At 46.6% G+C, this 24,726-nt stretch carries 21 protein-coding genes and 1 pseudogene; 14 read left to right on the top strand and 8 right to left on the bottom strand.

Translation table 11 applies throughout. From position 1 onward, the window contains the following. The first annotated feature begins 219 nt into the window (after positions 1 to 219). Both L4C42_RS09965 and L4C42_RS09960 read left to right on the top strand, forming a co-directional pair. Positions 220 to 1,242 carry a LysM peptidoglycan-binding domain-containing protein gene (locus tag L4C42_RS09965; RefSeq protein ID WP_429760338.1) on the top strand — a complete coding sequence of 341 codons (1,023 nt, stop codon included), beginning with the start codon at positions 220 to 222 and terminating at the stop codon, positions 1,240 to 1,242. Between the two features lie 441 nt (positions 1,243 to 1,683). Then, complete coding sequence (locus L4C42_RS09960) at positions 1,684 to 2,058, top strand: hypothetical protein (RefSeq protein ID WP_429760336.1); 375 nt, start codon at positions 1,684 to 1,686, stop codon at positions 2,056 to 2,058. Positions 2,059 to 2,278: 220 nt separating this feature from the next. Here the strand turns inward: L4C42_RS09960 and L4C42_RS09955 are convergent, their stop codons facing one another. After that, positions 2,279 to 2,584 (bottom strand): ferric iron reductase, encoded by a 306-nt coding sequence (locus tag L4C42_RS09955; RefSeq protein ID WP_429760334.1) that lies wholly within the window; start codon positions 2,582 to 2,584, stop codon positions 2,279 to 2,281. A gap of 67 nt (positions 2,585 to 2,651) precedes the next feature. On the opposite strand from L4C42_RS09955, the gene L4C42_RS09950 reads away from it, so the two are divergent. Further along, positions 2,652 to 2,849, top strand: a complete 198-nt coding sequence (locus L4C42_RS09950) for a hypothetical protein (protein ID WP_429760332.1) — start codon at positions 2,652 to 2,654, stop codon at positions 2,847 to 2,849. A gap of 72 nt (positions 2,850 to 2,921) precedes the next feature. On the opposite strand, the gene L4C42_RS09945 is transcribed toward L4C42_RS09950, so the two are convergent. Both L4C42_RS09945 and kdgK read right to left on the bottom strand, forming a co-directional pair. Next, positions 2,922 to 3,545, bottom strand: coding sequence for a bifunctional 4-hydroxy-2-oxoglutarate aldolase/2-dehydro-3-deoxy-phosphogluconate aldolase (locus L4C42_RS09945; RefSeq protein WP_418642729.1), 624 nt, complete (start codon positions 3,543 to 3,545; stop codon positions 2,922 to 2,924). A gap of 14 nt (positions 3,546 to 3,559) precedes the next feature. Further along, on the bottom strand, positions 3,560 to 4,489 hold the full coding sequence (kdgK, locus tag L4C42_RS09940) for a 2-dehydro-3-deoxygluconokinase (RefSeq protein ID WP_429760330.1): 930 nt from the start codon (positions 4,487 to 4,489) through the stop codon (positions 3,560 to 3,562). A 411-nt stretch (positions 4,490 to 4,900) separates the two neighbouring features. Here kdgK and L4C42_RS09935 point away from each other — a divergent pair, with 411 nt between their 5' ends. The 4 genes from L4C42_RS09935 (at position 4,901) to L4C42_RS09920 (ending at position 10,692) form a co-directional block, all read left to right on the top strand. After that, positions 4,901 to 6,658, top strand: a complete 1,758-nt coding sequence (locus L4C42_RS09935; RefSeq protein WP_429760328.1) for a sodium:solute symporter family transporter — start codon at positions 4,901 to 4,903, stop codon at positions 6,656 to 6,658. A gap of 182 nt (positions 6,659 to 6,840) precedes the next feature. Further along, positions 6,841 to 7,953 (top strand): AI-2E family transporter, encoded by a 1,113-nt coding sequence (locus L4C42_RS09930; RefSeq protein ID WP_353499947.1) that lies wholly within the window; start codon positions 6,841 to 6,843, stop codon positions 7,951 to 7,953. A 401-nt stretch (positions 7,954 to 8,354) separates the two neighbouring features. Next, on the top strand, positions 8,355 to 9,206 hold the full coding sequence (locus L4C42_RS09925) for an ABC transporter substrate-binding protein (RefSeq protein WP_429760326.1): 852 nt from the start codon (positions 8,355 to 8,357) through the stop codon (positions 9,204 to 9,206). A 13-nt stretch (positions 9,207 to 9,219) separates the two neighbouring features. Then, positions 9,220 to 10,692 carry a methyl-accepting chemotaxis protein gene (locus L4C42_RS09920; protein WP_353499945.1) on the top strand — a complete coding sequence of 491 codons (1,473 nt, stop codon included), beginning with the start codon at positions 9,220 to 9,222 and terminating at the stop codon, positions 10,690 to 10,692. Between the two features lie 69 nt (positions 10,693 to 10,761). On the opposite strand, the gene L4C42_RS09915 is transcribed toward L4C42_RS09920, so the two are convergent. The 3 genes from L4C42_RS09915 to L4C42_RS09905 are packed head-to-tail and all read right to left on the bottom strand — an operon-like array spanning position 10,762 to position 14,742. Then, complete coding sequence (locus tag L4C42_RS09915; protein WP_353499944.1) at positions 10,762 to 12,324, bottom strand: hydantoinase/oxoprolinase N-terminal domain-containing protein; 1,563 nt, start codon at positions 12,322 to 12,324, stop codon at positions 10,762 to 10,764. Positions 12,325 to 12,326: 2 nt separating this feature from the next. Beyond that, entirely contained in the window at positions 12,327 to 13,454 is a 1,128-nt protein-coding gene (locus L4C42_RS09910) for an S-methyl thiohydantoin desulfurase family protein (protein ID WP_429760323.1), read from the bottom strand. Continuing rightward, on the bottom strand, positions 13,441 to 14,742 hold the full coding sequence (locus L4C42_RS09905; RefSeq protein WP_353499942.1) for a cytosine permease: 1,302 nt from the start codon (positions 14,740 to 14,742) through the stop codon (positions 13,441 to 13,443). Before L4C42_RS09905 ends, L4C42_RS09910 begins: the two co-directional genes overlap by 14 nt. Positions 14,743 to 14,859: 117 nt before the next feature. Between L4C42_RS09905 and L4C42_RS09900 the strand changes: the two genes are divergently transcribed. The 4 genes and pseudogenes from L4C42_RS09900 (at position 14,860) to L4C42_RS09885 (ending at position 19,581) form a co-directional block, all read left to right on the top strand. After that, positions 14,860 to 15,786, top strand: a complete 927-nt coding sequence (locus L4C42_RS09900) for a LysR family transcriptional regulator (protein WP_418642734.1) — start codon at positions 14,860 to 14,862, stop codon at positions 15,784 to 15,786. 88 nt (positions 15,787 to 15,874) lie between these two features. Next, positions 15,875 to 16,625: pseudogene (locus L4C42_RS09895) on the top strand (LysR family transcriptional regulator). Between the two features lie 120 nt (positions 16,626 to 16,745). Continuing rightward, complete coding sequence (locus L4C42_RS09890) at positions 16,746 to 18,656, top strand: TonB-dependent receptor domain-containing protein (protein ID WP_429760320.1); 1,911 nt, start codon at positions 16,746 to 16,748, stop codon at positions 18,654 to 18,656. A 61-nt stretch (positions 18,657 to 18,717) separates the two neighbouring features. Next, positions 18,718 to 19,581, top strand: coding sequence for an alpha/beta hydrolase fold domain-containing protein (locus L4C42_RS09885; RefSeq protein WP_429760318.1), 864 nt, complete (start codon positions 18,718 to 18,720; stop codon positions 19,579 to 19,581). Positions 19,582 to 19,631: 50 nt separating this feature from the next. On the opposite strand, the gene L4C42_RS09880 is transcribed toward L4C42_RS09885, so the two are convergent. Next, the gene (locus L4C42_RS09880; RefSeq protein ID WP_429760316.1) at positions 19,632 to 21,326 is read right to left on the bottom strand and encodes a phospho-sugar mutase; all 1,695 of its coding nucleotides are present in this window, start codon (positions 21,324 to 21,326) and stop codon (positions 19,632 to 19,634) included. A gap of 316 nt (positions 21,327 to 21,642) precedes the next feature. Between L4C42_RS09880 and L4C42_RS09875 the strand changes: the two genes are divergently transcribed. Then, positions 21,643 to 21,885, top strand: a complete 243-nt coding sequence (locus L4C42_RS09875) for a YfgJ family double zinc ribbon protein (protein WP_353499939.1) — start codon at positions 21,643 to 21,645, stop codon at positions 21,883 to 21,885. Between the two features lie 91 nt (positions 21,886 to 21,976). Here the strand turns inward: L4C42_RS09875 and L4C42_RS09870 are convergent, their stop codons facing one another. Beyond that, positions 21,977 to 22,378 carry a MaoP family protein gene (locus tag L4C42_RS09870; RefSeq protein WP_353499938.1) on the bottom strand — a complete coding sequence of 134 codons (402 nt, stop codon included), beginning with the start codon at positions 22,376 to 22,378 and terminating at the stop codon, positions 21,977 to 21,979. Between the two features lie 275 nt (positions 22,379 to 22,653). On the opposite strand from L4C42_RS09870, the gene L4C42_RS09865 reads away from it, so the two are divergent. Both L4C42_RS09865 and L4C42_RS09860 read left to right on the top strand, forming a co-directional pair. After that, positions 22,654 to 24,012: a DNA-3-methyladenine glycosylase 2 family protein gene (locus L4C42_RS09865; protein WP_353499937.1), complete on the top strand. Its 1,359-nt coding sequence runs from the start codon at positions 22,654 to 22,656 to the stop codon at positions 24,010 to 24,012. Next, positions 24,009 to 24,485 carry a methylated-DNA--[protein]-cysteine S-methyltransferase gene (locus L4C42_RS09860; protein WP_353499936.1) on the top strand — a complete coding sequence of 159 codons (477 nt, stop codon included), beginning with the start codon at positions 24,009 to 24,011 and terminating at the stop codon, positions 24,483 to 24,485. The genes L4C42_RS09865 and L4C42_RS09860 overlap by 4 nt, the downstream gene beginning before the upstream one ends. The last annotated feature ends 241 nt before the right edge of the window (positions 24,486 to 24,726 follow it).

The raw sequence follows: 24,726 nt of genomic DNA, 5'->3' as shown, positions 1-24,726 counted from the left end.
CTATTTTATTATTTGTTTTGATGTCCATATCGGGATTTCTCCAGCCAGTGTTATCACTGGCTTTTTTTGTCGACAATAATGAACTGATTTTATTGTCAATTTCTCACCATTTCATCGGTAATCCTTGCTCACTCTCAAAACCAAAATCTGATATTGAACTACAAAAAAGCACTCTTAAAGTTGCATATTAAGTTTACTTTTTGAAATGGTATGTTCAGCATGAATAGTGAGTATTTTAACAGCGTCAATCGCTATCGATATTTTTACAACATTCGCCCCGGAGACACATTAAGCAAGGTTATTCTCAAAATCTACCAATACCGTTATGGCAGTGATGGCTATCGTCAGGTGCTTGATCAAATCCTCACTGACAATCCAGAAATTAAACACCCTGACAAAGTCAGCATCGGCCAAGCGATTTCACTTCGCCCTCTTAATAGCAAGCCCGCCTCCATCTCTCCAGTGGCGAGTCAATTCGCGCCAAACCCGGCCATTTCAAATGAAGATAAAGCGCAGTTTGAGCGCACGATGAAACAGATGCCTCAACAGCAGCAAGATTTGTTTTGGGCTCTGTCGTGGTTAGAGGATGCCTGGGGGCCAGCGAGTACGGGTGCTGGGGTGACGTTTGCGTCTATGGGGATACTGTTGGGAGGCAAAGGGAAAGGAAATATAGTTAAACTCGCGGAGATTGAGAAAGTCTACCAACAGTACAAATTAGGTGTGTTGACAAAAGGTCAATATGATTATCGTCGCAGCAAGATTCTGAAATCCGTTGCCAGAAACTTTGGACCTATTGAAAAAGTACTGTTTAAAGGGAAAAAGGCACGCGAAGCTATGCGGATATCAAGAGCTGGTGGAGTCTCTAGCACAGTTGCATTACGCAAGAATACACAGAGATTAGCAGCACTATCATCTGGAGCAGCACGAGGCGGTACGCTTCTTACAGCTGTTAGCCTGGGAGTTTCCTGTCAACAGATCTCACAATCGGGTTCTACAGCGGAGAAAAACAAAATTTTCGCTGAGATGGTAGCGAGTACTGTTGTTGGAATAGCAGCTGGCACTGCAATATCACTCGTAGTTGGTGTCGCTTCGATTGGTTGGTTTGCTGCACTGAGCATAGCCGCTGTCTCTGCAGGTATAGGTTATGTAGGTGGTAAAATGGGAGTCTATATATACAAGGAGAATATTCCCTATTTCAATCTTGTTTCGAAAACCGGTGTAGATAAAGTATGTTCTCAGTAGCTCAGACTCTTACTATCACTTTTTTTTTCGTGGGTATATTCATGGCCGTTTGGTTCGTGGTTGTCGGAGCAATATTATGTTTTTTTACTCCCAAAAGTATAAAAGAGTACGCATTTACCAAAGATCATTATACCGAGGTAGAGCTGGCAGTCGTTTCGGGCTTTCATTTTGTGGCCTTAATACATGGTATCGCATTGATGACAGTGATCGTAATGCCTAAGACAGCGAAACGCAGAGGGCTAACAGGAATAAGATCTGTTTGTCCTTCAGGCTTTGTTAGGATTTGCTATTGCTATATTGGCATTTTATGGACGTCAACTATAACAACCATTTTGTCTTTCGTTTTAGTGATAGTGCTTGATCAATTGTTCCTCCCAGAGACGTAGTTAATGGTTCCTTATGGTGATTTCTTGTTTTCAGTACTCTCGGGGTGAGTCAAATATGCAGATTTTAGAATGGGCATTTATTTTGTTCTTTGTATTTGGTGGGCTGCTATTTGTATGGTTTATATTGGTTGGCGGAGCTTTAAATTCTTTTACCCCAAAGCGTGTCATTCAATACGCTTTCTCTTTAGAGCATTACAGAAGAGGAGAGCTTGCGCTGGTGAGAGGATTCCATTTCGTAGCACTAATACACGGTGTAGCTTTGCTTACTGCTGTCACCTTCCCCAAATGGGCTAAAAAGCGGCGATTGACGGAAATACGCTCCGTATGTTCTCCTATCTTCATAAAACTTTCCGTCACATATATATACGTCCTGTGGATTTTGACGATTTCAGTCCTTATTTGTTTGGTAACGATGACGATTCTACAGTGATCGTGTTTATTGCAATTCACTGCTTTGTCGTTTGAGTTTAAGGTAGTATTTTTCAATTGCACTGACCCTCTGTCACTGCAATCGAGCACATCAATTTGTTCTTAGTTACGTTTCAAGCCCAATCACCAAAGGGTTCCGTATCGGCTCGCCAAGTTCTGGCAGTGGCCTTTGATTGCTTTCCCCATATCCAATTTTAAACTTCACTCGGTTAAGGCAAACCTTATCTATGTGCTAAATGAGAGTGCTCTGCTTGGTAGCGTAGAATCTCGTTAGCGAGTAGGCCGTAGAACTCAGCCTCACTGATTCCCTGATGTTCGAGTCCATTTGATTCTAACCAAGGGGAAACAAACCTTAGTACTGTAACGACATGAACTAGGTACTTAGCTGGTAGGCGTGTCAGGTTCTGTTTGATGGCACCATCGAGTGAGTCCAGTTCAGGGAGTTCTTCGTCTACCAACCTTAAGTCCCCATGAAAGTCCTTGATGATGCAGCCGACAGGTTGATTATCTTCAAGAGTTAATGTCACATTTTGCCCATGGTCGACGAGCCCAACACCATATTGGAAGCTGCCTTGTGATAACAAGTTGTTTGTCGTGAATTCAGGTACTCATAACCATGGAATCATTGAACCACAATTGAGCCTAGCGGCGTGGCGAGCAGCGAAAATTCTCAATCATGCTAATGGCGATGAGCTGTATCATCATGGCGATAGTAGCAACGTGATGGTGTGGGGCTTAAACTCAGTTCAAGAGGACAGGGCTAAGGTAGCCGAGATGGATTTATCGAATTAGCCGCCCTGCAGATAACAAGCAGCCCCACAAGCTAATGCTTGTGGGGCTGCTTTTACTTAGTTAAATGTTGGATTAGTTAACGTGAGCAACCGCGTCTTTAACCAACTGACCAAGCTCTTCCCAACGACCTTCGTCGATAAGATTTGTTGGAACCATCCAAGTACCACCACATGCCAATACAGACTTGATGGATAGGTAGTCATCTACATTGTTCAGACTTACACCACCTGTTGGCATAAATTTCACAGGGTAAACGGCTGTAAGCGCTTTTAGCATACCTACACCACCAGATGGCTCTGCTGGGAAGAACTTTAATGTACGCAGACCCATTTCCATTGCTTGCTCAACTAGGCTTGGGTTATTAACACCCGGTACGATTGGTACGTTTTTGTCGATGCAGTATTGAACTGTGCGTGGGTTGAAGCCTGGACTTACAATAAAATCGACACCTGCTTCAATCGCTTGATCGACTTGCTCGTTAGTAAGAACGGTACCAGCGCCAATCAGCATCTCTGGGTACGCTTGACGCATCGCAGCAATCGCGTCGGCTGCACATTCGGTACGGAACGTGATTTCTGCACATGGCATACCGTTGTCTACCAGTGCTTTACCTAGAGGAATAGCATCTTCAACTTTGTTGATGGCAATTACTGGAATTACTTTAAGGCTTGCTAGCTGTTCGTTTAGGGTTGTCATTTGTCTTTGTCCTACTAATCAAGAGTTGGCGTTGCTGTGTTAGGAATAATAGCACCGCGGTATTGAATTACTGTGCCTGCAACTTTGTGCCCCATTGCGGCTGAGTTAAACGCGTCGCCGCCGGTTAGTCGCTTGGCAAGATAACCTGCGCTGAAGGAGTCACCTGCGGCTGTGGTATCAATCACGGAGTCGACTGGCTCCGGTGCAACATACTCTGCGCGACCTTCGCTAAGTACGAGACACTCTTTCGCGCCACGTTTAATGGCAATTTCGCTGACACCAGCGTGTTGAGTGCGTTCGATACAATCTTCTAGGCATGTGTCGCCAAACAAGTCTTGGTCATCTTCGAAGGTAAGTAGTGCGGTGTCGGTAAAACCAAGCATCGCAAGGTACGTGCGCTGAGCGGTATCACGGCTCGCCCAAAGCTTTGGACGATAGTTGTTGTCAAAGAAGACGCTGCCGCCTTTGGCTTTGAATTTCTCGAGGAAGCTAAACAGAGTGTCACGTCCAGAGTCAGTCAAAATAGCCAAAGTAATACCGCTTAGGTAAACCGCATCGTAATCCATCAAAGAATCGACGAGTGATTGGCTTTCTGGTTGATCAAACACGAACTTAGCTGCTGCGTCGCTGCGCCAGTAAAAGAAGGTGCGCTCACCGGTATCATCTGTCTCGATGTGGTACAGGCCGGGCATTTTGTCGTTTAGGCGCAACACTTGGTCGGTGTCGATGCCTTCTTCCGACCACGCTTTTAGCATTTCAGATGAGAAAGGGTCGTTGCCTAGTGCGGTAATGTAGCTTACTGAAATGTTGTAATTTTTCGTCAAACGAGAAAGATACAGCGCTGTGTTTAATGTATCACCACCGAAACTTTGCTTCAGGAGATCTTCTTTGCGTTGTAGCTCCACCATGCATTCGCCGATGATCGCTATTTTATATTGGCTCATAGTCAAATATCCAGCTTGAGAGTGACCAACTTCATCTGTTTTTTCTGAGATAAAAGTGGGCGATAAGAGTCTGATTTAGTGTAACTAACTGATTCTATAGTGATGGCCTTGCTGTGGAGGTAAACCTACAACATAGATGTTGAACAAGGGAGGCTCTGATTACAATGACCCTACTATTCCTCACGCCTTTCAAGAAACAAATAGATAACTAAATTTTATTTGAAACGTCGTTTTAATATGTTCTAATTTACCAGCATAAATTGAAGTTATGGTAGTAATATTTCTACTTTAAATGACTAAGTGTGATTTAGGTCGAGTTTCATCATTGCGAGCTCTTGAGCTCTTTGTGGACGACGAAACCATTGGAACCAATCGCAGAAAATGAATAAGCCAAGATGCATAAGGAGCGGTATGGAACTCATTGATGGTGCAATTGTTATTGGTTACTTTACTTTCGTGTTGTTCGCCGCTCTGGCGTTTAAGCGTTTTACCACGGATAGCTCGGGATTCATTCGCGGCGGCGGAGCAATGATGTGGTGGATGGCTGGTGCTACCGCGTTCATGACTCAGTTTTCGGCGTGGACATTTACCGGTGCTGCTGCGAAGGCCTATGAAGATGGGCTAACAGTACTGTTCATCTTTTGGGGTAATGCCTTGGGCTTCTTGGTGGCGGCTTGGTATTTTGCTGCTCGCTATCGCAAGATGCGTGTTGAGACTGCGATGGAAGCTATCAAGGTTCGCTTCGGACGCGTATCAGAGCAAGTGTATACTTGGCTTTCTTTTCCTTTGACTATCATGTCTGCGGCAATTTGGTTAAATGGCTTAGCCCTCTTCACAGCCGCGGTATTTAACATTGATCTAGTGGTGACGATTGTTGGCGTTGGCTTATTGGTTACCTTTATTGCTGCGAGCGGCGGGTCGTGGACGGTGTCTGCGACCAATGTCATTCAACTCATTTTGTTGGTTGCGATTACCATGTCAGTAGGAGCTTTTGCTTTGCTCGAGGTTGGTGGGCCGGTGACACTCATTGAAAGTTATCCAACCGATAGTTACATGGGTAGCAACATGAGCTACTGGCAAGTGTTTTGGCTTTGGGTTGTGATGATGATACTCAAGCAAACAATGAACACGAACAATGCGCTTTCTTGCTATCGATTTTTGGTGACGACGAACGAAAGAGAGGCAAAAAAAGCGGCTTTGTTTGCTGGCATCCTATTTATTTTGGGGCCTGTCATGTGGTTTGTTCCTCCATGGGTGACTGCGACGTTGGGCGTGGATCTGATGGCGTACTACCCAAAGCTTGCTGAGAGTGCCAATAACGCCGCTTATGTTTACTACATTGATCACTACCTGCCTGCTGGCATGCTTGGTTTGGTGCTTGCGGCAATGCTTGCAGCGACTATCGCTCCTATGACGACAGCCCTGAATCGGAATGCTGGTATCTTTGTGCGAAATGTTTATCAAGCGGTGCTCAACCCCAAAGCAACTGAGCACAAGCAACTCGTAGTTGGGAAGGTTTCCACCGTGATTAATGGCTTGCTCTGCATCTTGGCTGCTTTGTTATTTGCATCAATCGATGAATACAGCTTCTTTGATATCATGATGCTATTCGGCGCACTATTGCAAACACCACTGACAATCCCATCTTTGCTGGCTCTTGTGACGCTAAAAACACCGGACTGGTCCGGTTGGGCGACGATTGCCGTCGGACTATCTGTGTCGTTCTTTATGCAGTTTGTATTTCAAGTAGATTGGCTATTGCCTTTGTTTGATGCCGCTAGCTTCACCAATCGCGAGTCGGTTGACCTACTCGTTTCGATTACACTGCTCGCTCATATTGTGATAACCGGTGGTTTCTTTCTTTCTACGCGTTGGTTCTATCAGGAATCTTCTGGTGAACGTGGTAAAGAAATTACTCAGCTAAAAGTGAATTTGCAATCACCTATTGGTTTGTCCGAAGAGGCAAAAGTTGATACTCGACAAGGTGCTTACCTTGGACGCATGTGTCAGATACTAGGTGTCCTTGTGGCGTCGATCGCGATGACTACGGATTCTATGTCTGACGCTAGCGTGTTTATTTCAATCGGCCTGGCCATTTTGCTGGCGGGCACTCACCTCTATCGACAAAGGAATGTGCTGGCTACCTCGCCAAATCCTATCACTGACTGATCTCACCCTTTAGCCAGCTTAAATAGCTGGCTTTATTTTTGACAAGTCTTGAGAGTTGATTTTCGTAGACTATATTTGATATATGCCCTTTGTTCAGTGGGTTAGATAAGAAGGTCATGGATAATTAGCATCGATGATCATCAAAATGTCATCCTTAATTGTGTCAAAGAACGGAGTCTTACGTGAGCAATGACAAGGACAATCTAAAGCTAGCGCTATCGCAGGCCTTTACGGCCTCTCTAATACGTTTTTCTACCATAGCCTTCATTGTATTGATGTGCTGGTGGGCATTCGCTCCTTTCTTACCTATTTTGCTCTGGGCGTTGGTTCTAGCGATAGCTTTGTTTCCAGTACGAAACTTTTTAAAAGCCAAGTTTGGTTGGACGACTAAACGAAGTTCGACCGCTATCGCTTTGATCGGTGTGTTGGTACTCGGTACGCCTGTCGCTTTGGTGGGCAACTCACTCGCGGTAAAAACGCTACAGACCTACCAAAATTATGAGCAAGGTGAGCTTCACATTCCAGCACCTCCTCAAAAGGTGAAAGAATGGCCGCTGATTGGTGAAGATACATATTCTGCGTGGAGTGAAGCGGCGAGGGACTTACCGAACTTTATCGATAAGTATCAGCCACAGCTTAAAAATGCATCTGCTTGGTTTGTTGATAAAGCCAGCGGTGCTGCGGGGAGTGTCTTTTTGTTGATTGGTGCAGTGATCATTGCAGGTATTATGCTTGCCTGGGCAGAAGACGGCACCAAAGCGATGCGCCGGATTTTCAATAGCTTTTCCGATGAGCACAAAGGGCCAGAGCTGCATCATTTGACCACGGCAACCATTCGCCAAGTGGCAGTGGGCGTTATTGGTATCGCATTTCTAACGGCAACCATTTTTGGTGCAGTCATCGCACTTGCTGGCGTCCCCGCTGCGGCATTTTTAACGGTGATTGCTTTAGTCTTTGCGATTACACAACTGCCTGTCACCATCATTGCCATTGTTGCGGTAGCGATGTTGTGGTCGAGTAGTGATGGTTCAACCGTACATAACACTATCTTTTCTGTTTTAATTATCGCCGCTAGCTTGGTTGATAACATACTCAAACCTATGGTGCTTGGGCGAGGTTTAAGTGTCCCTATGCCCGTGGTACTTATTGGTGCGATTGGCGGCATGATGTCTGGCGGTATTCTCGGCATGTTTATAGGTGCAGCATTTTTGACTGCGGGATATCAAGTATTTATGAAGTGGGTAGACGGTGAAAATGACGATGCGTCACCTGAGAACAAACCAGATTCGCCTTAACATTAACCATTGTTCGCCGGGGCGCCTCATGCTCAATACTAAAGGTGCCTCGCATATTTATGTTGGTTGGATGAAATTTAGCCAGATATGGCAGGGCGATTATTGTGACTAATACTTAGCCTTGTTTGGTTTATTGTTTTGGCCTATGTCTAATGAGTGAAATAATAACTGGGCTACTGTCTGTGATGGCAGTCATAAAGTCCGATTGACCTCTCTTTGCTGCCTCAGCGAATGATTGACTGTATATCGTTCTATCGTTACATTTCGTCACAATAAAAAGCCAGTGGCATACTGCGGCGTAGATCGTAAATGCGACGAATCCCTCCCCCTACAAACCCGTTGTACCGCTGTTGTTCATAAATGGCGGTGGTTGTTATTAGTATCAGAATGTTAGGTGCACCATGAAGAAGTTGCTATTAGCTATTTTGTGTGGGGTATTGTCGCTGTCGTCTGTTGCCCAGCCGCTTAGGCTTGCTGGTAAGCCTGACGACGATAAACTCCATTTAACCTTATTGAAAGAGATCATTTCTCGTTCCGAGCAGTACTCTTCCATCGATTTTATCTACGCCAAATCCGGCGAACCCGCAGGAACTCGATTACTAGCTGATTTAGAAAGCGGCACGTTAGATGTGGTGTGGACTGCGACAAACCAGGATCTTGAAACGCGCTTTGACGCCATTCCATTTCCTATTTATCGCGGCATGTTGGGCATGCGAATTGGTTTGGTGAGTCAAGAACGCGCCAACAAGCTGGCCTCGGTCAACTCCGTTTCCGATCTCAAGCGTCTATCGCTGTGCTCTGGTAAAACATGGGCCGATACACAGATATTGGAAGCAAATGGACTTTCTATCGCTAAGTCGCTCAAGTACCCAAATATTTTCGATATGTTGGTCGCGGGCAATCGCTGCGATGCATTTATGCGTGGTGTCATGGAGCCTTGGGCTGAGGTGAAATCCCATCCAAATCTGCCACTAGAGGTAGATGAAAACGTCATGCTCCGCTACAAGATGCCGTATCTGTTGTTTGTTCGCAAAGGCAACGAAGAGTTAAAACAACATTTGTACGACATCATGCTCGAAATCCATAACGAAGGGCTCTATGAAACCATGTTCTTTGCCGACAATGAGATTAAAGCCGCGTTGAAGCAAGCGAACTTGAGCGAGCGCGTGGTTTTCGATTTAGATAATCCCAATGTCACCGCGGCAACGAAAGCCATTCCTGACCACTTTTTCTTTGATCCTTTAGCTAAGTAATCACAGGTGTAACATGAACAGACTAACCAAAAAAATTATTCTTGTGGTGACATTAGTCATGACGCTGGTGACCGCGATTGCCTTGTCGACGCAATATGTATTGACCAAGCAAAATGTGGAAGCGGACCTCGAAAAAGTCACTGCAGAAATTGAGCAGGAGTTGCAAGTTATCTTGCAAGAGCCGGTGTATGTGTATGACAAAGCTCTGATTGGCAGCATTCTTGAGGCCTACATCAAGAATGACACTATTTCGAGCATCGTGGTTCGCGATCAAAATGGCAAAGAGATGAGTCAAGTTCGCCAGAAAACGGCTGAGTTTGAATCTCGCATTAATATTGAGTGGGATGGTTTGCCAATTGGCTCTGTTTCGCTTGGATTTAATAGCGAGCAAGCGCGCAATGAGCTTAAAAGTTTGATGCTTCGCTCGATGTTAATGTTTGGTACCTTGTACTTAGTGGTTATCGTCTCTCTTGGGTACATTATGGATCGCCTAGTTGTGACGCCCATCAAGGGGATGGCGAGCAGCATGAATGATATTGCCGCTGGTGGCGGCGATCTAACATCAAGAGTACAAGCGACCTCAAACGATGAAGTGAGCGACTTAGCAAAAGCCTTCAATCGCTTTGTCGAAACAGTGCAGGAGATCGTTGTCGATACGGCTCGAACGACAGAAAGCTTAAAGCAGAATGGATCGGCCATTACTTCCGTGCGCGCTTCAGTAAGTCAACAAACTGAAAATCAGTTGGCGCTCACTCATGAAAGCCTGAGCAAGATTGAGCAGTTCAATCTGGCGACGAGTGAGATTGCGGCCAATACAGAGAATACTCTGTTTAAATCAAATGATGCCCTTTCTTTGGGGGCGTCAAGCGAACAAGCGATCACGCAAAATGTCTCAAACGTAGAAGATCTGTCCGCTAACCTTGAGACTGCCGCCGAGCGCGCCAACGCGCTTAAGAACCGAAGCGACGACATCGGCCGCGTAGTTGAAGTGATCAAAGCGATTGCAGAGCAAACCAATCTTCTGGCTCTAAACGCTGCCATTGAAGCTGCACGAGCAGGTGAAAGTGGCCGCGGATTTGCCGTTGTTGCTGATGAGGTTCGCGCGCTTGCAAGTAAGACTCACGACTCTACCAGCGAAATAGAATCCATTATTGAAAGCCTGCAACAAGAGGCAACTGAGTCGTTTAATGCGACTCAAGAATCTAAGCAATTGGTGGAACTCACCAAAGTGAGCTCAGATGAAGCGCAGCTTGCGCTGACTAAGATGATTGAAGCGGTGACCAGTATCAACGCCATGGTTGATTCTGTCGCAAGTGCTTGTGAAGAGCAGTCTAACGTGAGTAATACGGTAGCGCAAGACATGCGAGAGCTCGATACTAGCGCCGCTGACATGCGCACTGTCAACGATGAGCTTCAAGTACTTGCAGAGGCGATTACCTCAAATACCACAGAGTTAGATAGCCAGATTCGTCGCTTTAAGTATTAATCTTTTATAGATACTAAAACGCCTCGTCGACTTTTCGATGAGGCGTTTTTATTTATTAAAAGCAATAACCTAAGCGATTCTGCCTGCGGCTTTTATTTTGACATGTACCATGTTCCCTTGCAGGTAACTCAGCGGTATTTCACTGCGCTCAATCACCGACACACTGTTTGCGCACGCACCTGCCTCCATAGCGAGTTGGCAGGCTTCTTTCTCCAAGTCAGCCAATATCTCAGCTCGCTGGTTAGGTTCGATGGGGACAATCTTATCTAGCTGACCCGATATCTCTCCGAGCGCGACACCAATTGCATTGGCGACTTCAAAGTGCTCAGGACGAACGACAGAGCTGACACCTTCAAATTCGTTGGGCATTAGCGCGCTGCCACCGCCTACAAGGATGACCGGCACTTTAGTGGCAGAGGTCTTCATCCGGTCGATGGCATCTTCGACCTTTTCTACCATATGAGCGTAGATTTGATTGGCTGTTTCTAGCTCCAAATCAATAGGCTTTTGCTGTGCTTTACCTGTCCATGTCATCACTTGTTTAGTGAGTGCTACGTCGGTGAGGGTCAGTGTGTCTCCGCCAAAACTGAGCGCCTTCTGAGTCAGTTCATGACCGACACTTTCAGGACCTAACTGAATGTCGTCATCGGTGAGCGTTACTTTGGTACCACCACCAATGGCGATGGCTAAAATGTCGGGCATGCGAAAGTTAGTGCGCACTTCTCCAAGCTCGACTGCTACGCTAGATTCGCGAGGGTAGCCATGTGTCAGTGCACCTACATCTGACGTTGTACCGCCGACATCGACCACAATAGCATCATCAAGCTTAGTCAGATGGCTAGCCCCACGAATGGAGTTAGTAGGACCACACGCCACAGTAAGAATAGGGTACTTAAGCGCGAACTCTTGAGACATCAGTGTCCCATCGTTTTGCCCGAAATAGGGCGTAACAGCGATGCGATGTTTCTCTAGCGCGTGACAAAATCCTTCGACAAAGCGTTTTGCTGTGCCTTGCAAGGCCGCATTTAAAATAGTGGCGTTCTCACGCTCTAAAATACCCAGACTGCCAACCTTGTGCGAAAGGGAAATATTAACCTCTGGCAGTTCCTCTCTCACCCACTGTTCAACCAATAGCTCTTGCTCACCGTTAACGGGAGAAAACACACCACAAATCGCTATGGAATCAACCTTGCCCCTCATCTTCTGACATAGCTGACGGATCTCTTGCTCATCTACGTCTGCGATTTTTTGACCGTCGTACTCATAGCCACCGTGGGCTTGATAGAAATGCTCGCCAAGTAAGGTTTGCCAAGACGCGCTCCAACCGCAAAGAGGTGGTACAGCGCTGCCACTCGGCAGTGCTAGGCGAAGCATGCCTACGTTGTCGAGACCTCGCTTCTCAACAATGGCGTTGGTACATTGAGTTGTACCAAGCATGGCATGTTTGACACTCTCACCTGTCAAGTTTGCTTGACGCAGTAGTTCATCAATGGCGTTGTCGATGCCTGTCGAAATATCGTGCGTTGTGGCCACTTTGACCTTAGAGATAACTTTGAGCGACTCATCCAAAAGGACACCGTCTGTGTTGGTTCCACCGACATCAATACCGAGGCGATAAATAGCGGTTGTCATGGTCATGCCTCCGTATTTGTGCGTTTCGAAAGGTTTTCAATGGCGACATAGTCAACGCCATAGCCAAAGTAATCGGGACCTGCGACTTCGATACCTTTAGCAGTCCGCCATTTGGGAGCGCAAGGGTAAGCGATAAGCTCAATTCGCTGTCCGTATCTAAGCTGTTCAGTCGTTATGGGTTGCCCGGTTTCATGGTCTAGGATGCTGATTAAATCGGGTGTGCAAGCTAGAAGCGATTCTTGGCTCATATCACTCGCCTTAGTTCCCTTATGAGCGAGCAACAGTTCATTTTGGAAATGAACGTAGACGGGATACGCATTGCTTTCAGCGGCTTTAAGCGGCTCAATGACGACACCACCTGTCACGAAACCACCGCCGGTATTTCGGTCTATATCGACAATCTTGCCGCTAATAATTCGGTGCCCTTCTACAATGTCCAACACGGCATCGACCGCACTGTCACTGCGAGCATTGGCTTCACGAATGGCTTTACCTATCTGCATGGCTTTGGTCAGGGTCGCACCGAGTGCGCTGCGTTTGAGCTCTTTACCATACATAGGATAGTCACACATCGCTGCAGAGCCACCCATTTGCTCAGTGATTGGGCGAGCAAATCGTTCTGACCAGACACCGTCGATAGGATGTAAAGTCACGACGTTACCCTTTTCATCGGCAAGTGTGTTGGGCGCGGACGGCAAACCGTCCAAATAAAAGGTCACCATTTGTGACTCTGGGAATGCGCGTCCCATGGCATCACAGTCGATCACTGGGATTCCTTTTTGCGCAGCAACCAAAATTGGGATCAATGAGTTGAAACCGCCAACCTCAATAGGGAAGGTCGCTTCGATACGTTCACCGACGGCTTGTTCCATCGCTTCAAACGCTACCAACATTTGATCTTGAGAGTTGAGTTTCTCAATGGCGACGGTGGGTGCGCCGATCATAGACGAAGGCACTGTCATCCAGTCATCTTTCACCTCATCTAGCGAAATAAGCTCGACAGGCTTTTCCGCATTGGCGATGGCGACTTTTGCCATTAGCGCACCACTGTAGGGATCACCACCCCCTCCGGTGCCAAGTACAGTGGCACCTAGGGCAATATCATCAATCATTTGATCATTGAAAATCACGAACCGCTTCCTTATTTGATACTGACAGCTTTACAAGCACAATGTAGGCAACAAAGGACGCAAGAATACCGTCAATCGCAGAAATACTGGTTAATGAGAATAGGTTGAAGAACTCGCCTGCGGTGCATGCACTCACCGCGCTACCAAATGCCCAAGCAACCAAGCCTTTTAGCATCCAGTTTGGCGCACTTTGAATACGTTCAAACTCAAGTGCAGACTTATCTAAGAAGTAGTATTGAGCTAGGTAAACACCTGCTGAGGGCGCAATCGTCACCCCTAGAAGTGTGAGAAACGCAGTAAACATATCGATCATGCCAAGTTGCGCGATAGCGAGGCCAAGAATGGTCATCATGATGACCAAAATAGGACGCGGCACATTCGGCAACACAACCGACATACCCAAAGCGCCTGATACAAGGTTACTGCTGTTTGTCGTCCACTGAGCAAAAACCAGCACGATAATCGCTGCCATGCCCAAACCAATACCGAAGAACACGTTCACTAGGTCGTCGGAGCCGGTCATTTGTGTGAGCAGCAGGGCAACCACAATCGTTGCGCTGTTACCAAATAGGAAGCCAAAACCGGCACCGAGAATGGCGTCTTTGCGCGTTTTCGCGTAGCGGGCAATATCAGGAGCCGCGACAGCAGCGAGGATCCAAATCGACATGACATAGGAAATAGCTTCACCCATAGATAGTGGAGACTCAATAACCTTGTCACCTGCGCTTTGTGCACCTGCCGCCATAAATAGGCCAACGGTAATCAGTGTCACCATCAGTGGTACTGAATAGGCGCTAAGCTTACCGAGCGCTCTGACACCATAGATTGCGGTGATCATCATTAGTACGCCACCGCCAACAAGCGCAGCAAAGTGGGAAACGGCGATGTCATACTGCGCTAGCGCATCGACAAGTATGTAGGCGAAAAAGTCCGCCTGAAACGCGAACCAGCCAACAAGAGAAACACCATTGATGGCGCCGAGGACCTTACCACCATGACGACCAAATACAGAGCTACTCATTAATGGTGTTGAGACGCCAGATTGGAAACCAATATTGGCGCAAAGCATGGCGAGTACGGCGAGAATGGCAGAACCAGTGAAGGTCGCAAATAGGGCATCGTGAATAGTAAGCCCGGTACTTAGAAACGCACCCAAGAACAGGCCAGAGATATCAATACCAATTGCAAGCCAGATCAGGCTGATGACGTACCACGAGCGTTTTGCTCTCTCGGGTACGGGCTCTAACTCAAAGTCATCAATCTTCCGTGCTGTTTGTGTGTTCGCCATCCTAAGCTCCTAAATAATTATCCATAAAGTTCACATAAAAAAAGTTAGCAGCTTGTTACATGCAAATAAATACATATTATTAGATGCAAACATTCGTTTTTGGTTATGTATTAAGTTATGGCTATTCATATTGAGAAACTGGACAAGCGCGACCTGAGACGATTAGAGATTTTCTGCGAGATCGTTGAGCAGGGCGGCATCAGCAATGCTACCGTAAGTACTGGGCTGAGTCAGCCAGTGCTGAGTAATCAGTTGATAGAACTCGAAAAGAGCTTGGGCGTGACGCTTTGTAAGCGTGGTCGAAGTGGTTTTGATTTAACAAGTGAAGGACACACTGTGTATGGTTATGCAAATGAACTGAGTAATGTGCTTAGTGATTTTGCCTTTAAATTGAAGGGCGTACAGTCAATACTGACGGGGCAGGTGCGCGTTGGTATTCTCGATAATACGATTACGCTTCCTAGTAATCCTGTTCCGGCCGCCATCGAGAATTTTTATAAGTTGAGTGACAGCGTCGAGCTCACGCTCGAGGTTGGGGATTACACATTATTAAATGAAAAGCTGGCGAAGGGACAGCTAGACATGATGATAGTCGTTCTTGCTGAACATCAACTTGATGCCTTCAGTCATGCTGAGTTTCTGTTCACTGAGAAGAGTTATCTCTTTGCGCGCGAAGACGTTGCAAAGGAAATTGAAACTCGCAATCACTCGCTTGAGGGGCGACGCATTAACATTGGTGGCTACGCTTCTGAGGTAATGCGTAAGCTTTTGAATGTTGAGCAGTACCAACAACTAAAACTCATCGATGGCTGGAACGTTGAATCTGGCGCTTTGCTCGCGATGGCGGGGACGCATTTGAGTTTTCTTCCCAGTCATCTTATTGAAAGCAACCGTTCTCAACAGGCGCTGGTGGCTGTTAATCCAGAACAATGGTGGTTTACGAGTGACTTTTCGGTTGTATTAAAGGGAGCAAAGACCGCATTGTCTCCTGCTGCAAATGCATTTTATGAGTGTTTAACTAGCGTTAAGCAATCTCCGGTTTGAGAAGTCAGTTGTACAAGCTAGATATTTACGTTCGTCCGCAATTACTTGTACTATTTGAACGACAAGACATATAAAGACACCAAAGCTAATGAACTTATCTCAATTTGATATTAACTCTTTGACGATTCTAAAAACCTTGTTGGATGAAAAGCATGTCTCGAATACCGCTTTGGCAATGAATATTAGTCAATCTTCTGTAAGTCGCGCGCTGCAGAAAATGAGACTTTTGTTTTCAGATGAGCTACTTGTTTGAACTCATGCCGGTTATGAACTCACCCCAAAAGCGGTTAGTATCAAGGCGGACATTAACACCGTAATCAACAGCCTTGAGGTTTTGGTTCACAAACAGGCTTTTGAGCCAAAACAAGACGCCAGTGTTGTGAGGTTTTTCGGTCTTCTGCCGTAGGTCAATACCTTAATGCCAAGCATAGTCTCCGAGATTCGTGAGAGGGCACCAAATATGGTGGTGAGTATCGATACGACCGCACAACGCCATTTTGATGCGCTGGTGGCCGGAGATGTACATTTTGTTTTGTCATCCCATCAACCTCCGACATCGGAACAAAACCTTTACCGAATGTTAGTGGCTAAACGTGAATTTCAGTTCTGCGGCAAGTATTGCTGCTGAGTCAGATGTTATTTTCCACCTTCCCACGCCTTTCGCGCAAGAGGCCGCTAAAGATGAGAGACTTATCGTCCGTGACGTTCCTGAAGAGCTGAAATTGGACTTTCAATCTGTCTACCTATACTGGCACAAGCGATTTCATGAGGATTCAATGTGTGAGTGGATTCGAGATCTGTTTAAAAAACAATATTCTGATGGACAAGCAGTAGCATAAGTGTGGCAGATATTATGCACAATGCGGATAGCCACATTCGATGTTCTAGATACTGTAATGGTTGTGGTGAAACTGTTTTGATTGATAACGATTATCAATAACAAGAAAGTTTGCCAACCCATGTCGTCTATTCACCACCTCAACGTTTCTAGCTATGCTGGTGCCGTTTGCATCAGCTTGTTTACCTTATCTTTTCCTGCTGTTTCTGACGAGAAGGCTTCAGAAGCTATGGAGACCATGGTTGTCACTGCTTCTGGTCACGAACAACTCGTCACTCAGGCTCCGGCATCGATCAGCGTGATTGACCGAGAACAGATTGAAAACCGTTCATATCGTGATCTCACTGATGCTATTCGGGATCTTCCTGGCGTTGTCGTCACCGGTGGCGGTTCTAGGCAAGAGATTTCGCTGCGAGGTATGCCGTCAGATTACACGGCGATTCTTGTTGATGGACGCAAACAGTCAGGCCGTCAAACGCAAGTGAGCAGCGGTGGTGGTTTTGAACAAGATTGGCTCCCGCCTTTGAGCGCTATTGAGCGAATTGAAGTTGTGCGGGGACCCATGTCAACCTTGTATGGTTCCGATGCGATTGGTGGTGTGATTAATGTGATTACCCGCAAAGACTATCAAGAGTGGCACGGCAATTTGCGTGCTGAGGCGACTCTGCAAGAAAACCCGAAATTTGGTAACAAGTATCAAGGGGAGCTGCACTTAGCGGGGCCGATCATTAAAGATCTACTTAGTGCCTCTGTCACCGGCTTATATCAACAGCGGGTTGAAGATGAAATACTGTATGCCAACGGTGGTAAAGATCTAGAAAACTATCGCGCCTCTTTATACCTCACACCTACGGACACGGACACTTTTACGCTCGACTACGCGTATCACGACCAAAAGCGAGTGAATACAGAAGGTAAAACGCGAATCTCAACGTCAGAAACACAAAATAATCGTAATGCTATTGGCCTTGCTCACGATGGCAATTACCTTTGGGGTAGCGGCGCGTCCTATGTGAGTCAGGAGCGGGTAGAAAACGTTGGCCGAGAGCTAACAGTTGAAAATACCAATGTTAACTCTCAATGGTCGTTGCCTTTGAGCGGTCACTTCCTAACACTCGGCGCAGCCTTTGAACAGCAAGAGCTTGATAATACCCAGTATGTATTTAAGAACGCTCAGTGGTCACTGTTCGCCGAAGATGAATGGTATCTTCTCGATAATTTCACACTAACAGCTGGACTTCGTTACGACAATAATCAGCAGTTTGAATCACAGTTTAGTCCACGTCTATACGGGGTTTGGAGTGTGGACCAAGCTTGGACGGTAAAGGGCGGTGTTTCCACGGGTTATAAAGCGCCGAGTCTCACCGAGATGGAAGGAGATTGGGTTCAGGAGAGCTGTAACGGCCGATGTGATGTTTACGGCAACCCAGACCTAAAACCAGAAACGTCGGTGAATACCGAGCTCGGGGTTTATTTTGTTGGCAACGGCTCTTTAACATCGAACATCACGCTGTTTTATAACGACTTTAAGGACAAAATTGATAAGGTCAATATTGATGACAGCGGTACAGGGAGAGCATGTGATGCGACGTACGTCAATGTTGAGGATGCCGTCACCTATGGTACAGAAGCTGCGATAGCCAAACAGCTAACGGACTCAGTAAAAATTGCTGCCAGCTATACCTTTACGCATAGTGAGAAAAAATCGGGTGCGGATAAAGGACAGCCGTTGACTCAAATGCCTAGACACCTTGTTAATTTGAACGCTGACTGGGCTATTCGTCCAGATATCCGCTCTTGGATGCGTGTTTCATATCGTGACAAAGAAGCAGATACAATAACGAAAGACTCACGCAATAGTCTTGCTCCAGCGGCGACTTACGTTGATGTGGGTGGAAACTGGCAAGTTTCAAACAATGTACGTTTGATGGCGGGTATCTATAACCTACTTGATAAGCAAACGAATTATGAAGAGTACGGTTATGTTGAAGATGGGCGTCGTTACTGGTTAGCTATCAACACTTCGTTCTAAACCTGACTGTTTTGCTTTGGCGTGCGGCTTTGTTTCGCGCCTCTGAGATAGAGAACTATTGATGAAAAAAACACTGATAATCATGCTGCTTTTTCTGCTGCCCGTTAGCTTAGCGAACGCTAACTATACCGTTCGTAAAGAGATTGTTTTTAAACAGGTCGGTGACAAGACATTGGCTTTGGATTTGTACTTGCCAACCGTTACAACGACTCAACCTGCGCCGCTATTAATTTGGGTACATGGTGGTGCTTGGAAACGAGGCTCGAAAGATGCCATCCCGACCAAGAATCCACTGTTATTGAACTCGTTTCTAGAGCGCGGTTACGCGCTCGCTTCAGTGGATTACCGTCTGAGTGGAGAGGCTACTTTTCCAGCGCCAGTGGCGGACATCAACGATGCGCTCAACTATTTGTACGATAACGCTGCGCAATACCAAGTTGATGCCAGCAACATAGTGCTGATGGGGCGTTCTGCGGGTGGTCACTTGGCGGGGCTCGTCGGGGCTCTCAATGCGCATAAAGAAGTTGGTTTTATCTCTTCGCCAAAGTACCAAGTAGCGGCTGTGGTGAGTTTCTTTGGGCCGACGGATCTCTTGGCTCTAGGTAATAAAGGAAATAAAAAGGCGTCAGCGAAGTCTTCCGTATCACGTTTTTTAGGTGGGATTCCGAGTGGTATTCCTGATGTGGCGATTGAGGCCTCCACAACCACTTATATTGGTGCCGACTCGCCGGCGTACATACTCCTTCATGGTGATGAAGATAAGCGTGTGCCGCATTCACAAAGTGAGCAGCTCAAGGCTAAGCTTGATGAGTTTGGTGTTGAGAATGCGCTGTATATTGAAAAAGGGGTAGGTCACAGCGCTGACGTGTTCGACTCGCCAAAATACGTTTCTACCGTGGTCTCTTTTGTAGGCAAGTATTTGTAAGTCACTAAGGCAATCAAAACAGGGAGCGATGAGTCGCTCCTTGTTTATACTTATAGACTCTGTTGATGTGCCAAAATAAGCGCGTTCATTTTGTCTTCTGCATGTTGGTTGGCTGATGCGTAATCCATGCTGGTGGGAAAATCGCTGATCACTTCGTAGTAACACTTCAATTTAGGCTCGGTGCCAGAAGGGCGCACGATCACACGCGATTTATCCTCACGGATGTAAATAAGTACATCACTGGCAGGTAAATTGATGTGCTCAGTCGTACCGTTGGCTAACAAACGTGTTGAAGACTTAAGATCCTCAGTCACGATGACCTTTTGCCCTGCAATCTGTTTTGGTGGTTGCTTCCGTAACTTGTCACCGATAGGTGGCGAGTTTGGATCGAGCGCAATACTGCGCTGCGCATTGCAATAGAAGCCATGTTGTCGATACAAGGCTTCGATTTTGTCCCAGATGGTTTTGCCTTGCGCTTTTAGCTCGCTTGTTAGTTGGGCAAAGGCAACCAAAGCAGACAGACCATCTTTATCCCATACTTGACTTCCAATGGTATAGCCAAGCGCCTCTTCGTAGGCAAAGAGAAACGGATGGGCTTCGCTTTGTTGCTCCATAGCGATGTTGGTGAGCCACTTAAAGCCAGTGAGTGTTTGATAGTATTGCGCGCCGTGCGCTTTGGCTATCGCACTCAATAGTCTGGAAGACACAATCGTATTGCCAACCAGCGCATTTGGCTGATTTTCCAATAGGTAATCGGCAAACAGCGCGCCCACTTGGTCACCAGTTAACATCTGATACTCGCCATCTTCGCATCTTACCGCAACGGCAAAGCGATCAGCGTCTGGGTCATTCGCGCAGGCAATATCCGCATCGTGCGTTTTTCCAAGCGCCATCACCATATCCATAGCGCCCGCTTCTTCCGGATTTGGGAAGTTGACCGTGGGGAAGCTGCCATCAGGCTCGCGCTGCTCTGCAACGCTGGCTACGTTCTGAAATCCGGCATCGGCGAGTAAGGTTTCTGCCATTTCGGCGCCCACACCATGCATCGCGGTATAGGCAATGGAAACGTCCGTGCAATTGCTACGTTTAAGCAGTGGATTGCCATTCATCGCACTACGATAGGATTGGTAGTAGTCTTCTTTTAGCCATTCCAGCAGGCCTTGTTCGCTCGCTTGCTCTAGAGGCAATAAAGTGAGTGGTTTGGTCGTGGCTTGGTCAATTTTACTTGCGATGCCAGTGTCATGGGGCGGGATGATTTGCGCGCCATTTTCCCAATAGACTTTAAAGCCGTTATATTCTGGCGGATTGTGGCTCGCTGTGACCACGACCGCTGCGGCGGCGTTAAATTTTTTCACGCCATAGGCGACAATCGGCGTTGCCGCTACTTGGCTGGTCAAATAGACCTTGATACCCATTGCGGTAAGCACGCTGGCGGTATCGTGAGCAAACTGTTTTGAATCGATTCGACCATCATAGCCGACGATAACGCCTCGCGTGTCCGCATTATCTATTTGCTCAAGCAGATATTGCCCAAGCCCTGTTGCGGTTTCTTGGATGACGAGTCGATTCATTCGGTTGGGACCGGCGCCGACTTTGCCTCTGAGTCCTGCGGTACCAAAAGCTAGACGTGTACTGAATCTATCTTTCAGTTCTTGCTGACTGTTGCTATCGATAAGCTGTTGAAGCTCTTGACGAGTTTTTGAATCCGGATCTCGTGCTAACCATTGAGTGATGGCTGTGGTCATGGTGTTCTCCTTACCCGCAGTAAATAGGCATCTTAATGCCATTAATTGTAAATAACTCTTACTCTCATTTCCGGGGTGGCAATCGATAAAATTGTCTTTGTTCAATATTAGTTCAGTGGGCGTTAATGAGAACAGTGAACAGGGGTTAGGCTAATGAATCAAAGTATCAAATACTTGCTGACGGTATCTATGTGGAACTTTAATTGTCAGTGCGAGGTGGTTTTGTCTTCAATAGCGGTGAGGAATTATACTGAGCTATCTGTAGTTGTTTGCCTTCTTGAACAGGTTGAGAGAAGCGCTAAGTAAAAGGTAGAACATGGATCACGCAGCGATTCAAGCACTAAGGTTGACCTGCCCAACATGCAAGATTGAAGTGGAAAATGAGGAAGGTCGCACTTGCACTCAGTGCCAGGTGAGCTTCAATAAAACGCCATTTTGTCCTGATTGCGACACAAAGCTGGATGCCATGAAAGCGTGTGGCAACGTAAGCTATTATTGCAATGCTTGCAGAATGCCTAAATCGCGTTCAACCATTCGATGGGCTTTGATACCTGCTTGAACAATTGCCTCGTTAGTTTGAATACATAGACAAAGGCCCAACTGCCGTTGGGCGTAAGTCGCTTCAATGTCAGCGCGAATAACGCTGGCGATTAGTCGTCTGAGCGTGGCTCGTCATCGACGATGTCGTTACCAATATCGGCGTTGCTATCATCATAATCAGACTCGTCCTCGACGCTTTCGGTCGCGGCCGCCTTTTTCCCATTTAGAGTATGGAACTTCTTCCGGTCTCGAGCTAGATGGATGTATTTGATCCACGTTTTCTCAAGCTTGCTTTCCGCTTGCTGTTCATCGGCGACAGCTTGTAGAAAATGGCGCTCCTCTTCAGATTCAGGGGCGAGTTCGCCACCTTCAAGTAAGTTCATCGTATCTCCGAAGCGGATCAATATTTCCTCTTCGGCAATGGTAAAGTCTCCGGATTTTGCAAACCCACGTCGAAACCGCTTGTTGTCGTAGAACGGTTTCTTACCAAGACGAAAATCTACATTAGACATAGCCACCCTCATAAAATGACGTTTCTCATCAAACTCTGCCTCAGTATAGACAGAGCTTTGGCGTTTTTTGAAATTTTGCCAGACGATTAATTTAAGCATTTAGTAAGTCGTTACTTTCACGCGAAAATTTGAAACTTAGATGACAATGCTATGAAGCTTTCCTTGCGAAAATTAGCTTGTGTTGAGTTCCGAAAATGGCTAGTCACTGAACCAACTTGGTTTACACTGGACACTAACGACAAAAACAACGAGGCGACAAAGTGGCGGTAATCTCAATGACCAACGAACAGTATCAGCAGGCGAGGCTTGCGCGTGATGCCCGTTTTGATGGCGTGTTTTTTGTCGGTGTTAAAACGACAGGCATATTTTGTCGGCCGATCTGTCCTGCGAACTTGGCAAAAGAGCACAATGTAAGTTATTTCCAGCATGCTCATGCTGCCCTTGAGGCGGGGTATCGTCCTTGTCTGCGTTGTCGTCCAGAAAGTGCTCCCAATTCATGGGCTTGGCTTGGCGCAGAAACCAGTTTTCGCCGTGCTCTAACACTTATTGAGCAAGGGGCGCTACATCATTCCAGTTGCGAGGGACTGAGCGACCGTTTAGGTATTAGTAGCCGATATCTGCGTCAGTTATTTCAAGAGCACCTAGGGGTTTCGCCCAAGAAATACGCTCAGTACCATCAATTGATGTTTGCGAAGCAGCTTCTCCATCATAGTCATTTATCGATTTCGGATATTGGCTTTGCCTGCGGCTTTAATAGCGTAAGGCGTTTTAATGATGCATTTAGGAGGACGCTTAAGTTAACCCCATCGGAATTGCGACGTGGTGACGGAAAAGTCACTGCCCGGAACGAAGTCTATTTAGCTTATCGCGGCGCTTATGATTGGTCTGCAATGCTTGGCTTTCTTCAAAAGCGTGCGATCAGTGGGGTTGAGCGAGTGACCGAGCAAAGTTATGAACGCTACGTAGATATCGATGGGACGCTCGCATGGTTTCGTCTGTTTGCAGATTTTGAGGGGGCGCAGACGGTTAAAGTCGAGTTTGAATTGGAACAGGTCACCAAGTTGGCCAGTTTATTGAGTGGTATCAAGCGTGTATTCGATCTTGATACTGACATAACTGCCGTTGAATCCCATCTACATGCTGTTGATGAGGTGCTTATTCTAAAGCCGGGTCTTAGGTTACCTGGAGTTTGGTCCACTTGGGAAGCCGGCGCTAGGGCGGTACTTGGACAACAGGTATCTGTAAAAGCCGCGATAGGTCAGCTCAATCTTTTGACTGATACTATGGGTCAGTGTCTTTCTGGTCAGAAGGTGTTTCCGACACCCGATTTTATAGCAGGCAAAGACCTTAGTTTTTTGCGCATGCCTGAAAGCAGAAAAGAAACCTTATTGCGACTTGCTAGCCACCTATGCGAACACCCAGACGATCATCCCGATAACTGGTTGTCGCTAAAAGGTATCGGGCCGTGGACAGTCAACTATGCAAAAATGCGCGGTTTATCGGCGCCAGATCTACTACTTAGTTCAGATCTGATTGTTAAAAAGTACTTGGTTGATCATAGCGAAGTTAACGCAGAGCATACTGCACCGTGGGGCAGCTATGCCACTCTTCACTGTTGGAGTCATTTCTCATGAATTATTACACTGTGCTTGCAAGTGAGCTAGGGGCGATTACTGTTCAAGCGAATAGTGAAGGCTTACTGGGTATCTGGTTTGAGCAGCATACAACCTGCCCTGATGAGCTTGGGGAACACAACCCAAGCTATCCATTACTAAAACAAGCAGAAACTGAGCTAAAAGAGTATTTTGCTGGTGAGCGTCAAACGTTTACTTTGCCGCTAGCTGCTATCGGCACTGACTTTCAACGCAAGGTTTGGCAGGCTCTTTGCGAGATTCCGTATGGAGAAGCGATCAGCTATCAAGAACTGGCCAATCGGCTAGGCAACTCGAAAGCGGTGAGGGCGGTTGGGACGGCGAATGGTAAAAACCCACTCTCTATTGTTGTGCCATGTCACCGAGTGGTGGGTAAAAATGGAAAGTTGTCTGGTTACGCTGGTGGTGTGGAGCGAAAACTTAGGTTGCTCAATTTAGAGGCCGAAAATTGCTGAAATTTGGAAGGTTGTGTGTTGGGTGTCTTTAATCGAGCTGACCTAACGACAACTTAACTCTTTCATGCCCTAACCTATGCAACTGGTAACGCTTGTGGGGTACGTATTGAATCACTATTCCTACTATGAAAATCGTCGTGATTGCAAATTGCATTTACATTTGCATTTTGCAAGGGTTATATGAACGCTATTTCCCTGAAATTGGTGTAGATTTGGCCAAAATCAATTAAAAACAGACTTT

Source organism: Vibrio wakamikoensis, from assembly GCF_050337275.1.
Lineage (GTDB): Bacteria > Pseudomonadota > Gammaproteobacteria > Enterobacterales > Vibrionaceae > Vibrio > Vibrio chaetopteri.
This window is presented reverse-complemented; position numbering and strand designations above follow the sequence as displayed.

What these genes read in the sequence shown, in the direction of transcription:
- L4C42_RS09860 (WP_353499936.1), top strand. Translation starts at nt 24,009, where the DNA reads ATGAATTATTACACTGTGCTTGCAAGTGAGCTAGGGGCGATTACTGTT.
- L4C42_RS09865 (WP_353499937.1), top strand. Translation starts at nt 22,654, where the DNA reads ATGACCAACGAACAGTATCAGCAGGCGAGGCTTGCGCGTGATGCCCGT.
- L4C42_RS09900 (WP_418642734.1), top strand. Translation starts at nt 14,860, where the DNA reads ATGGCTATTCATATTGAGAAACTGGACAAGCGCGACCTGAGACGATTA.
- L4C42_RS09905 (WP_353499942.1), bottom strand. Translation starts at nt 14,742, where the DNA reads ATGGCGAACACACAAACAGCACGGAAGATTGATGACTTTGAGTTAGAG.
- L4C42_RS09935 (WP_429760328.1), top strand. Translation starts at nt 4,901, where the DNA reads ATGGAACTCATTGATGGTGCAATTGTTATTGGTTACTTTACTTTCGTG.
- L4C42_RS09885 (WP_429760318.1), top strand. Translation starts at nt 18,718, where the DNA reads ATGAAAAAAACACTGATAATCATGCTGCTTTTTCTGCTGCCCGTTAGC.
- kdgK (WP_429760330.1), bottom strand. Translation starts at nt 4,489, where the DNA reads ATGAGCCAATATAAAATAGCGATCATCGGCGAATGCATGGTGGAGCTA.
- L4C42_RS09880 (WP_429760316.1), bottom strand. Translation starts at nt 21,326, where the DNA reads ATGACCACAGCCATCACTCAATGGTTAGCACGAGATCCGGATTCAAAA.
- L4C42_RS09915 (WP_353499944.1), bottom strand. Translation starts at nt 12,324, where the DNA reads ATGACAACCGCTATTTATCGCCTCGGTATTGATGTCGGTGGAACCAAC.
- L4C42_RS09945 (WP_418642729.1), bottom strand. Translation starts at nt 3,545, where the DNA reads ATGACAACCCTAAACGAACAGCTAGCAAGCCTTAAAGTAATTCCAGTA.
- L4C42_RS09870 (WP_353499938.1), bottom strand. Translation starts at nt 22,378, where the DNA reads ATGTCTAATGTAGATTTTCGTCTTGGTAAGAAACCGTTCTACGACAAC.
- L4C42_RS09875 (WP_353499939.1), top strand. Translation starts at nt 21,643, where the DNA reads ATGGATCACGCAGCGATTCAAGCACTAAGGTTGACCTGCCCAACATGC.
- L4C42_RS09925 (WP_429760326.1), top strand. Translation starts at nt 8,355, where the DNA reads ATGAAGAAGTTGCTATTAGCTATTTTGTGTGGGGTATTGTCGCTGTCG.
- L4C42_RS09965 (WP_429760338.1), top strand. Translation starts at nt 220, where the DNA reads ATGAATAGTGAGTATTTTAACAGCGTCAATCGCTATCGATATTTTTAC.
- L4C42_RS09960 (WP_429760336.1), top strand. Translation starts at nt 1,684, where the DNA reads ATGCAGATTTTAGAATGGGCATTTATTTTGTTCTTTGTATTTGGTGGG.
- L4C42_RS09890 (WP_429760320.1), top strand. Translation starts at nt 16,746, where the DNA reads ATGTCGTCTATTCACCACCTCAACGTTTCTAGCTATGCTGGTGCCGTT.
- L4C42_RS09920 (WP_353499945.1), top strand. Translation starts at nt 9,220, where the DNA reads ATGAACAGACTAACCAAAAAAATTATTCTTGTGGTGACATTAGTCATG.